The 8,575-nt window shown below is 64.5% G+C and carries 7 protein-coding genes; 2 read left to right on the plus strand and 5 right to left on the minus strand.

Annotated features, from left to right (window positions below; all coding sequences use genetic code 11):
• Positions 1–61: 61 nt before the first annotated feature.
• The 5 genes from pyk to gcl form a co-directional block, all read right to left on the minus strand.
• On the minus strand, positions 62–1,477 hold the full coding sequence (pyk, locus tag ACN8M7_RS14200) for a pyruvate kinase (RefSeq protein ID WP_490261162.1): 1,416 nt from the start codon (positions 1,475–1,477) through the stop codon (positions 62–64).
• Positions 1,474–2,745, minus strand: coding sequence for a glycerate kinase type-2 family protein (locus tag ACN8M7_RS14205; RefSeq protein ID WP_490261163.1), 1,272 nt, complete (start codon positions 2,743–2,745; stop codon positions 1,474–1,476). The genes pyk and ACN8M7_RS14205 overlap by 4 nt, the downstream gene beginning before the upstream one ends.
• 313 nt (positions 2,746–3,058) lie before the next feature.
• The gene (locus ACN8M7_RS14210) at positions 3,059–3,949 is read right to left on the minus strand and encodes a 2-hydroxy-3-oxopropionate reductase (protein WP_490261164.1); all 891 of its coding nucleotides are present in this window, start codon (positions 3,947–3,949) and stop codon (positions 3,059–3,061) included.
• A gap of 110 nt (positions 3,950–4,059) precedes the next feature.
• Complete coding sequence (gene hyi / locus ACN8M7_RS14215; protein ID WP_490261165.1) at positions 4,060–4,842, minus strand: hydroxypyruvate isomerase; 783 nt, start codon at positions 4,840–4,842, stop codon at positions 4,060–4,062.
• Between the two features lie 59 nt (positions 4,843–4,901).
• Positions 4,902–6,677, minus strand: coding sequence for a glyoxylate carboligase (gene gcl, locus ACN8M7_RS14220; RefSeq protein ID WP_490261166.1), 1,776 nt, complete (start codon positions 6,675–6,677; stop codon positions 4,902–4,904).
• Between the two features lie 111 nt (positions 6,678–6,788).
• Between gcl and ACN8M7_RS14225 the strand changes: the two genes are divergently transcribed.
• Both ACN8M7_RS14225 and ACN8M7_RS14230 read left to right on the plus strand, forming a co-directional pair.
• On the plus strand, positions 6,789–7,703 hold the full coding sequence (locus ACN8M7_RS14225; RefSeq protein ID WP_490261167.1) for a LysR family transcriptional regulator: 915 nt from the start codon (positions 6,789–6,791) through the stop codon (positions 7,701–7,703).
• A 183-nt stretch (positions 7,704–7,886) separates the two neighbouring features.
• The gene (locus tag ACN8M7_RS14230; protein WP_061241290.1) at positions 7,887–8,321 is read left to right on the plus strand and encodes a GlcG/HbpS family heme-binding protein; all 435 of its coding nucleotides are present in this window, start codon (positions 7,887–7,889) and stop codon (positions 8,319–8,321) included.
• The last annotated feature ends 254 nt before the right edge of the window (positions 8,322–8,575 follow it).

Consider the following 8,575-nt stretch of genomic DNA (forward strand, 5'->3'; position numbering starts at 1 on the left):
GCCCCTCTCCCATAAATGGGAGAGGGGAGCGGTCCGTGTCGCTTGGAGGAGCCGTGTAGGGTCAATGCAGCGTTTCGATCCTCAGGCTGTTGGTGCTGCCGGGCTGGCCGAAGGGTTCACCGGCAGTGATCACCACGGTTTCGCCGCGCTGGGCCATGCCCTGGGCCTGGGCGATTTCCAGCGCGGTGCTGGTGACTTCCTCGACCTTGCGCAGGCGCTCGTTGACCACCGAGTAGATGCCCCAGGCTACGGTCAGGCGCCGCGCGGTAGTCAGGCTCGGCGTCAGGCTGAGGATCGGCGCCTTCGGACGCTCGCGTGAGGCGCGCAGGCTGCTGGCGCCGGACTCGCTGTAGTTGACCAGGGCCGCGACCGGCAGGATCGAGCTGATGCGGCGGATGGCGCAGCTGATGGCGTCGCTGGCGGTGGCTTCGGCCTGCGGGCGGCCGACGTCGAGCTGGCTCTGGTAGTCCGGGCCGTTCTCTACCTGGCGGATGATCTTGCTCATCATCTGCACGGTTTCCAGCGGGTAATCACCGGAGGCGGTTTCGGCCGACAGCATCACTGCATCGGCGCCTTCGGCCACGGCGTTGGCCACGTCGGTGACTTCGGCGCGGGTCGGCGCCGGGGAGAAACGCATGGATTCGAGCATCTGCGTGGCGACCACCACCGGGCGACCAAGCTGGCGGCAGGTGCGCACGATAGCTTTCTGGATACGCGGCACGTTTTCGGCCGGCACTTCCACGCCCAGGTCACCGCGCGCCACCATGATGGCGTCGCACAGCTTGGCGATTTCTTCCACGTGGATCACCGCCGACGGCTTCTCGATCTTGGCCATGAGGAAGGCCTTGCCGCCGATCAGTTCGCGGGCTTCGACGATGTCCTCGGGGCGCTGCACGAAGGACAGCGCGACCCAGTCCACACCCAGCTCCAGGCCGAAGGTCAGGTCGCGGCGGTCTTTCTCGGTCAGCGGCGACAGCTGCAGCACGGCCTCGGGTACGTTGACGCCCTTGCGGTCGGACAGTTCGCCACCGGCGATCACTTCGGTGATCACGGCATCATTCTGCTTGGCAGTCACTTTCAGGCGCAGGCGGCCGTCGTCCAGCAGCAGGCTCATGCCCGGTTGCAGGGCCTCGATGATTTCCGGGTGGGGCAGGTTGACCCGCTTTGCGTCACCGGGCGTCTTGTCCAGATCCAGGCGCAGGCTCTGGCCGTTGACCAGTTGCACCTTGCCTTCGGCAAAGCGGCCGACGCGCAGCTTCGGCCCCTGCAGGTCCATTAGGATGCCGATGGGCTGGTTCAGCTCGCGCTCCACTTCGCGCACCCACTGGTAGCGCTGGGCGTGATCGGCGTGTTCGCCGTGGCTGAAGTTGAGACGAAACAGGTTGACCCCGGCTTCCACCAGTTGGCGGATGTGTGCGGCATCGCGGATGGCCGGGCCGAGGGTGGCGAGGATCTTTACTTTCTTGTCGGCGTTCATTGGTCGTTCTCGAGAATCAGAATGGCGCGGAAGTCGTTGACGTTGGTACGGGTCGGGCCGGTGACGATCAGCTCGTCGAGGGCGGCGAAGTAGCCATAGCCGTTGTTGTCGTCCAGCTCGTCGCGGGCGCTCAGGCCCTTGATGCCGGCGCGGGCGTAGCTATAGGGCGTCATGATGGCGCCGGCGTTGTCTTCGGAGCCGTCGATGCCGTCGGTATCACCGGCCAGCGCGTAGACGCCGGGCAGGCCCTTGAGGCTGTCGGTGAGGCTCAGGAGGAATTCGGCGTTGCGCCCGCCACGTCCGTTGCCGCGTACGGTGACGGTGGTTTCGCCGCCGGAGAGAATTACGCACGGCGCTTTGATCGGCTGGCCGTGCAGCTGCACCTGGCGGGCGATGCCCGCATGCACCTTGGCCACGTCGCGCGACTCGCCTTCCAGGTCGCCGAGGATCAGCACCGGGAAACCGGCGGCTTCGGCCTTGGCCGCGGCGGCGTCGAGCGACTGCTGCGGGGTGGCGATCAATTGGAAGTGGCTACGAGCGAGTACCGGGTCGCCGGGCTTGACCGTTTCCGAGCGTGGGTCCTGCAGCCAGCTGCGTACGTTGGCCGGGATGTCGATGGCGTAGCGGGCAAGAATCGCCAGGGCTTCGGCCGAGGTGGTCGGGTCGCCCACGGTGGGGCCGGAGGCAATCACCGTGGCTTCGTCACCGGGCACGTCGGAGATGGCGTAGGTGTACACGGTGGCAGGCCAGCAGGCCTTGGCCAGACGGCCGCCCTTGATCGCCGAGAGGTGCTTGCGTACGCAGTTCATCTCACCGATGGTGGCGCCGGATTTGAGCAGGGCCTTGTTGACCGCCTGCTTGTCCTTGAGGCTGATGCCGTCTGCCGGCAACGCCAGCAGCGAGGAGCCGCCGCCGGATAGGAGGAAGATCACCCGATCGTCTTCGCTGAGGTTCGACACCAGCTCCAGCACGCGGCGCGCGACGCGCTCGCCGGCATCGTCCGGTACCGGGTGCGCGGCTTCCACCACTTCGATCTTCTTGCAGTCGGCGCCGTGCTCGTAGCGGGTCACCACCAGGCCGCTGACCTCGCCTTGCCATTCCTGTTCGATCACCTCGGCCATCGCCGCGGCGGCCTTGCCGGCGCCGATGACGATGACGCGGCCGCTGCGCTCGGCGGGCAGGTGATCGGCCAGCACCTGGCGCGGATGCGCGGCGGCGATGGCGGTGGCGAACAGGTCGCGCAGCAGGCGTTGCGGGTCGAAGGTCATGGCGGTGTTCTCTTGTTCTTGGAGCCTGTTCAACGTCTGCTGCGCGCCGGCCCTGCTGCGTTAAAGGCAGGCTCCAGTTCGCGAGACCTTGAATAGGCTCTTGGGTGGTGCTGGATCGATTCCAGTCCGCAGGCGCCGCGTGGCAGCGCCTGGGGAGTGGAATCGACCGACCTGGCAATCGGGCCGTGACACCTCCTGCCAGGAAGGTCGAAAGGGTGGGCGAAACGCGGGGCCTTCGGGAACTGTGGGAGGCGCTTCAGCGGCGACAGTCGCGGCTAAAGCCCCTCCCACGGATTTCCTGAGATGGCTGCGCTTACTCGCCGCGAATATTGAAGTTGGCCATGTGCTCCAGGCCCTTGATCAGGCCGGAGTGGTCCCAACCGCTACCACCGAGTGCCGCGCAGGTGCTGAACACTTGCTGGGCGTTGGCGGTGTTGGGCAGGTTCAGGCCCAGCTCGCGCGCGCCGGACAGCGCCAGGTTGAGGTCCTTCTGGTGCAGGCTGATGCGGAAGCCCGGATCGAAGGTGCCCTTGATCATGCGCTCGCCGTGCACTTCGAGAATCTTCGAACCGGCGAAACCACCCATCAGTGCTTCACGCACCTTGGCCGGATCGGCGCCATTCTTGGCGGCGAACAGCAGGGCTTCGGCCACTGCCTGGATGTTCAGCGCGACGATGATCTGGTTGGCCACCTTGGCGGTCTGGCCGTCGCCGTTGCCGCCGACGCGGGTGATGTTCTTGCCCATGGCCTGGAACAGCGGCAGGGCGCGCTCGAAGGCATTCGGGCAGCCACCGACCATGATCGACAGGGTCGCAGCCTTGGCGCCGACTTCACCGCCGGACACCGGGGCGTCCAGGTAGGCGGCGCCGGTGGCCTTGATCTTCTCGGCGAAGGTCTTGGTCGCGGAGGGCGAGATCGAGCTCATGTCGATCACTACCTTGCCGGCGCCGACACCAGCGGCAACGCCATCAGCGCGGAACAGCACGTCTTCGACCTGCGGGGTGTCCGGCACCATGACGATGATGAACTCGGCTTCCTGAGCGACTTCCCTGGGGTTGGCCAGGGCAATGCCGTTATCGCCAACCAGATCGGCCGGGGCCTTGTCGAAGTGCTCGGAGAAGAACAGGGTGTGGCCGGCTTTCTGCAGGTTCTGCGCCATGGGTTTGCCCATGATGCCGGTGCCGATGAATCCAATTTTAGCCATGAGAGATAACCTCGATGTAGGGGTGAGCCTGTAGGAGCGGATTCATCCGCGAACACCGGCGAGGCCGGCGCCATGCAGTGCGGGTGAACCCGCTCCTACAGATGTCGCTTTCAGATTGCGTTGTGGCTTTTCATCCAGCCGAGGCCGGCAGCGGTGGTGGTTGCCGGCTTGTATTCACAGCCGACCCAGCCCTGGTAGCCGATGCGGTCCAGATGCTCGAAGAGGAAGCGGTAGTTGATCTCGCCGGTGCCCGGCTCGTTGCGGCCCGGGTTATCGGCCAGCTGCACGTGGTTGATCGCGGCCAGGTTGCTTTCCACCGTGCGGGCCAGGTCACCTTCCATGATCTGCATGTGGTAGATGTCGTACTGCAGGTACAGGTTGGTGCTGCCGACCTTGTCGCGAATCTCCAGAGCCTGCCGGGTGTTGTTCAGGTAGAAGCCGGGGATGTCGCGGGTGTTGATGGCTTCCATGACCAGGCGGATGCCGGCGCCGGCCAGCTTGTCAGCGGCGTAGCGCAGGTTGTCGACGAAGGTCTTTTCCACGGTCGCGCAGTCCACGCCCTGTGGGCGGATGCCAGCCAGGCAGTTGATCTGCTGGTTGCCCAGTACCTTGGCGTAGGCGATGGCCTGGTCGACGCCGGCGCGGAATTCCTCGATGCGGTCCGGGTGGCAGGCGATGCCGCGCTCACCCTTGGCCCAGTCGCCGGCCGGCAGGTTGAACAGCACCTGGGTCAGCGCGTTGGCGTCCAGACGGGCCTTGATCTCTTCGACCGGGAAGTCGTAGGGGAAGAGGTATTCCACGCCGCTGAAACCGGCTTCGGCGGCGGCGGCGAAACGGTCCAGGAAGTCCACCTCGGTGAACAGCATGGACAGGTTGGCAGCAAAACGGGGCATGGTGTCGCTCCTTTCGTTTGTCTCTCCTCTCCCGCAAGCGGGAGAGGAAATTGTTTGCATCAGTCGAGCAGCGAGATGGCAGTCGGTGCGTCGACGCCGCGCTCGGCCAGTTCTTCGAACTCGTTGATGGCGTTGATCTCGGTGCCCATGGAGATGTTGGTGACACGCTCCAGGATGATCTCGACCACCACCGGTACGCGGTGCTCGGCCATCAGGCGCTTGGCTTCGGCGAAGGCGTTCTGCAGTTCGTTCGGGTCGAGCACGCGGATCGCCTTGCAGCCCAGGCCCTCGACCACCGCGACGTGATCGACGCCGTAACCATTGAGCTCCGGCGCGTTGATGTTCTCGAACGCCAGCTGCACGCAGTAGTCGATGTCGAAGCCGCGCTGCGCCTGACGGATCAGGCCCAGGTAGGAGTTGTTCACCAGCACGTGGATGTACGGCAGGTTGAACTGCGCACCGACGGCCAGCTCCTCGATCATGAACTGGAAGTCATAGTCGCCAGACAGCGCCACGACCTGACGTTGCGGGTCGGCCTTGACCACGCCGAGGGCCGCCGGAATGGTCCAGCCCAGCGGGCCGGCCTGGCCGCAGTTGATCCAGTGGCGCGGCTTGTACACGTGCAGGAACTGCGCGCCGGCGATCTGCGACAGACCGATGGTGCTGACGTAGCAGGTGTCCTTGCCGAAGGCTTCGTTCATCTCTTCGTACACGCGCTGCGGCTTGGCCGGCACGTTGTCGAAGTGGGTCTTGCGCTGCAGGGTGCGCTTGCGCTCGCGGCAGGCTTCGACCCAGGTGCTGCGGTCTTTCAGCTTGCCGGCGGCTTTCCATTCGCGGGCAACGATGAGGAAGGCGTCCAGCGCGCTGCCGGCGTCGGAAACGATGCCCAGGTCCGGGTTGAACACGCGGCCGATCTGCGTCGGTTCGATGTCGACGTGGATGAACTTGCGACCTTCGGTATAGACGTCGACCGAACCGGTGTGGCGGTTGGCCCAACGGTTGCCGATGCCGAACACCAGATCGGAAGCGAGCAGGGTGGCGTTACCGTAGCGATGCGAAGTCTGCAGGCCGACCATGCCGACCATCAGCTTGTGATCGTCAGGGATCGCACCCCAGCCCATCAGCGTCGGCACCACCGGGACGCCGGTCAGCTCGGCGAATTCCACCAGCTTGCCTGCCGCGTCGGCGTTGAAGATGCCGCCGCCAGCGACCAGCAACGGGCGCTCGGCGTCGTTGAGCATGGCGATGGCTTTTTCGGCCTGGAGGCGGCTGGTGCTCGGCTTGGCCACCGGCAGCGGTTCGTAGGCATCGATGTCGAATTCGATCTCGGCCATCTGCACGTCGAACGGCAGGTCGATCAGTACCGGGCCGGGGCGGCCGCTGCGCATCTCATGGAAGGCGCGCTGGAAGGCACGCGGCACCTGGCCGGGTTCCATCACGGTGGTGGCCCATTTGGTCACCGGGCCAACGATGCTGGTGATGTCGACGGCCTGGAAATCTTCCTTGTGCATGCGAGCACGCGGCGCCTGGCCGGTGATGCACAGAATCGGAATGGAGTCGGCGGAGGCCGAGTACAGACCGGTGACCATGTCGGTGCCGGCGGGGCCGGAGGTGCCGATGCACACGCCGATGTTGCCGGCATTGGTGCGGGTGTAACCCTCGGCCATGTGCGAAGCGCCTTCGACGTGACGGGCCAGGACGTGATCGATGCCACCGAGTTTCTTCAGTGCGGCATACAGGGGGTTGATGGCAGCGCCGGGGACGCCGAACGCGGTATCGACACCTTCGCGACGCATCACCAGTACGGCGGCCTCGATTGCTCTCATTCTGGCCATGACCATTGTTCTCCGAGTCAGTGGTTTTTCTTCTTGGGAGCAAGGATGACGGCTGTACCGGAGTGACGGAATTGTTGGATACTTCAGTTCTGTCGATACCTGGAGTACCGAATGGACCGTCATACCCTCATTCGCAGTTTCGTTCTGGTCGCCGACAACGGCAGCTTCGCTGCTGCTGCGCTCAGTGAAGGCGTCACCCCGGTGGTCATGGGGCGTCGCCTCGATACGCTGGAGCGCCACCTCGGCGTCAAGCTGATGCATCGCTCCACGCGTGGCCTGCAACTGACCGACCTTGGCGAGCAGTACCTCGACCGTGCCCGCAGCCTGCTCAAGGACTTCGATGAAGCCGACGCCAGCGTGGCGCGTGGTGGCCGGTCGGTGCGCGGGCACCTGGTGGTGTCGGCACCTGCCGCGTTCGGCAGGCGTCATATCGCGCCGCATGCGCCGGCTTTTCTCAAGCGCTATCCGGACCTGAAGCTGTCGTTCAACTTCACCGACAGCCTGGTCGATCTGGTGCGTCAGGGTTACGACATGGGCATCCGCATCGGTGAGGTGACCGACCCCAATTACGTTGCGGTCAAGCTGTTCCCCAATCGCCGCGTGGTCTGTGGCGCACCCAGCTACTTCGAGCTGCATGGCGTGCCGCGCACCCTCGAAGACCTGGCGCGGCACAACTGCCTGGCGTTCAACCTGCAGGGCGGCCAGCAGCGCGGCTGGACCTTCCTGCGTGACGGCCGTCAGGTGGCGGTCAAGGTGGCTGGCAATCTCGACTGCAACGATGGAGAGCTTCTCTACGACTGGGTCAAGCAGGGGCTGGGAATCGGCTGGCGGTCGACCTGGGAGATTCAGGCGGAGCTGAAGGCCGGTGAGCTGGTGACGGTGCTGGATGACTTCGAGATTCCCGCTTACGACATCCAGGCGGTGTACCCGCAGCAGCGTTATCTGCCGGCCAAGGTGCGCTTCTTCATCGACTACCTGAAGGACATCTACAACGCCCCTGGATACTGGGAGGTACGAGGAGGTTGACGGACTTATTCGATACTTATCTTGTTATTCATTGGTATTTTTATTGTGTACATTTTTAATGTTGTTTTGTTCTTTTTTGTTGAAACAATTCTTCTGTTCGGCTATTGCATAAGGCGCTTTCTCATGTCGCATGCTGCCGTTCGCGCATGCGGCGACTTCCTGTTCGGTTTTTGGAGAATCCTTATGAATGCGCTCAACCTGTCCACCGCCGTGAGCATCACTCACAGCGCGCTTGCCGTTGGTCGTGAGCTTCACGCTGCACCGCTGACGGTCGCGGTACTGGATGCCGGCGGGCATCTGATCAGTCTGCAGCGCGAGGATGGTGCCAGTCTGCTGCGTCCGCAGATCGCCATCGGCAAGGCCTGGGGCGCGCTGGCGCTGGGCAAGGGCTCGCGCCTGATCGCCGCTGATGCACAGCAGCGCCCAGCCTTTATCGGTGCGGTCAACAATCTGGCCCAGGGCAGCCTGGTGCCGGCGCCGGGCGGGGTGCTGATCCGTGATGCACACGGCGAGGTGATCGGCGCCGTCGGGATCACCGGCGACACCTCGGATATCGATGAGCAATGTGCGGTGAGTGCGCTGGAGTCTCTGGGCCTGAAGGCCGACGCGGGGGCGTAGGGTGTTGCGGGGCCGCCTAGGCTGCGCACCGGTTTGATCACGACTGCGCGATGCTCCAGATTGCATCCGGGCTACGACTGTGGGAGGGGCTTCAGTCGCGACTGCGGCATTAAAGCGTCGCCGCTAGCAGCCTGTTGAAATTCGCTGTGATGACTGCGAGCACTGCGTTGTAGCGGCAGTGCTCGCGGCCACGCGCTCTTGCTCAGGGCGTCGAGCAGGTGAAGTAGCCCGATTTCACAGGTGCCGGGCGCACC

It is taken from the genome of Pseudomonas spartinae, assembly GCF_965197125.1.
Classification (GTDB): domain Bacteria; phylum Pseudomonadota; class Gammaproteobacteria; order Pseudomonadales; family Pseudomonadaceae; genus Aquipseudomonas; species Aquipseudomonas composti_A.

Coding starts and splice junctions, on each gene's coding strand:
- pyk (WP_490261162.1), bottom strand. CDS start 1,477: ATGAACGCCGACAAGAAAGTAAAGATCCTCGCCACCCTCGGCCCGGCC.
- ACN8M7_RS14205 (WP_490261163.1), bottom strand. CDS start 2,745: ATGACCTTCGACCCGCAACGCCTGCTGCGCGACCTGTTCGCCACCGCC.
- hyi (WP_490261165.1), bottom strand. CDS start 4,842: ATGCCCCGTTTTGCTGCCAACCTGTCCATGCTGTTCACCGAGGTGGAC.
- ACN8M7_RS14225 (WP_490261167.1), top strand. CDS start 6,789: ATGGACCGTCATACCCTCATTCGCAGTTTCGTTCTGGTCGCCGACAAC.
- ACN8M7_RS14230 (WP_061241290.1), top strand. CDS start 7,887: ATGAATGCGCTCAACCTGTCCACCGCCGTGAGCATCACTCACAGCGCG.
- ACN8M7_RS14210 (WP_490261164.1), bottom strand. CDS start 3,949: ATGGCTAAAATTGGATTCATCGGCACCGGCATCATGGGCAAACCCATG.
- gcl (WP_490261166.1), bottom strand. CDS start 6,677: ATGGCCAGAATGAGAGCAATCGAGGCCGCCGTACTGGTGATGCGTCGC.